The sequence below is a fragment of the Methylobacterium sp. WL103 genome (genome assembly GCF_008039885.1).
Classification (GTDB): domain Bacteria; phylum Pseudomonadota; class Alphaproteobacteria; order Rhizobiales; family Beijerinckiaceae; genus Methylobacterium; species Methylobacterium cerastii.
Genome location: NZ_VRUX01000757.1, coordinates 1 through 1730, shown reverse-complemented (window position 1 = coordinate 1730; position 1730 = coordinate 1). Strand labels below are relative to the sequence as shown.

Below are 1730 nucleotides of genomic sequence, written 5' to 3'. Positions count from 1 at the left end.
GCGCGGAAGGGGTCGTCCTGCCCGACGATGCGGGCGAGTTCCGCCAGCGGGTCGGGCTTCTGCGCGGCCGGCTCGGCCCCACGCGGGGCCGGCGAGGGCTGCTGCAGATCGCGCGCGAAGGCGTCGAAGTCGACAGGCGCGCGCGAAGCGTTCGTCATGGCAGCATCCTCATCCTACGCCGACTTTTACGGGGGCGCACTCACCGCATCGCGTCCGGAGCGCTCACGCCGAGGACGGCGAGACCGGATGCCAAGACGCCTCGCAGCGCCTCGATCAGCGCTAGCCTCGCCCGAGTTGACTTTCGGTCGGTTGGATTAACAAACCGTAATTGCGGCAAGTCTTTGCCCTTGTTCCAGAAACTATGAAGGCTACTCGCCATCTCGTAGAGATGGAAGGCGATCCGGTGCGGCTCGTGCGCTGCGGCGGCCGCCTCCAGCACCCGCGGGTACTGCGCGATCAGCCGCAGCATCTCGGCCTCGCCCGCATCCGACAGCAGCGCGAAATCCGCGTCCGCGAGCCCGGCAGCGTCCGCGGGGTCGAAGTCGGGAAACGCCTCACGCGCCTGCCGCTGCACCGAGCGGATGCGGGCGTGGGCGTACTGGACGTAGAAGACCGGGTTGTCCTTGGACTGCTCGACCACCTTGGCGAGGTCGAAGTCGAGGGTCGCGTCGTTCTTGCGGTAGAGCATCATGAAGCGGATCGCGTCGCGGCCGACCTCGTCGATGACCTCGCGGAGCGTCACGAACTCGCCCGAGCGCTTGCTCATCTTCACCGGCTCGCCCGCGCGCAACAGCCGCACCAGCTGGCACAGCTTCACGTCGAGGCTCGCCTTGCCGTCGGTGACGGCCTTCACCGCCGCCTGCATGCGCTTGACGTAGCCGCCGTGGTCGGCGCCGAGCACGTCGATCAGCTCGGTGGCGCCGGCGAGGTACTTGGCCCGGTGGTAGGCGATGTCGGAGGCGAAGTAGGTGTAGGAGCCGTCCGACTTCAGCAGCGGCCGGTCGGTGTCGTCGCCGAAGTCCTTCGTGCGGAACAGGGTCTGCTCGCGGTCTTCCCAATCCTCCGGCACCTGGCCCTTGGGCGGCGGCAGGCGGCCCTCGTAGACGAGCCCCTTCTCGCGCAGCTCCGCGAGCAGCGTTGCGACGGCGCCGCCGCCCTCCCCCTGCAGGGTGCGCTCGGAGAAGAACACGTCGTGGTGGATGCCGATCGCGGCCAGATCCCCGCGGATCATCTCCATCATCTCGGCGATGGCGGTCTCGCGCACCACCGGCAGCCATTCGGAGTCCGGCTTTTCGAGCAGCGCGCGGCCGTGGGTCTCGGCCAGCGCCTGCCCGACCGGCACGAGGTAGTCGCCGGGATAGAGACCCTCGGGGATCGCGCCGACCGTTTCGCCCAGCGCCTCGCGGTAGCGCAGGTAGGCGGAGCGGGCGAGCACGTCGACCTGCGCGCCCGCGTCGTTGATGTAGTACTCGCGCGTCACCTGCCGGCCGGCGGCGACCAGGAGGTTCGCCAGCGCGTCGCCGAACACCGCCCCGCGCCCGTGCCCGACATGCATCGGGCCGGTGGGATTGGCCGAGACGTACTCGATGTTGACCGGCCCGCCCGGCATGTGCCCGCGCCCGTAGCCGGCGGGATCGGCCAGCACGCCGCGCAGCACGTCGTGGAAGACGGCCGGCACCAGCCGCAGGTTGATGAAGCCGGGGCCGGCGACCGCGGCCTCGACCACGCGC

At 70.1% G+C, this 1730-nt stretch carries 1 protein-coding gene and 1 pseudogene; both read right to left on the bottom strand.

Annotated elements, in window-relative coordinates:
• Positions 1 to 158 (bottom strand): annotated as a pseudogene (locus FV222_RS31545) (SPOR domain-containing protein); the annotation flags it as partial.
• Positions 159 to 199: 41 nt separating this feature from the next.
• Positions 200 to 1730, bottom strand: a 1531-nt coding sequence (argS, locus tag FV222_RS25100) for an arginine--tRNA ligase (RefSeq protein WP_147815916.1), incomplete at its 5' end; no start/stop codon positions are given.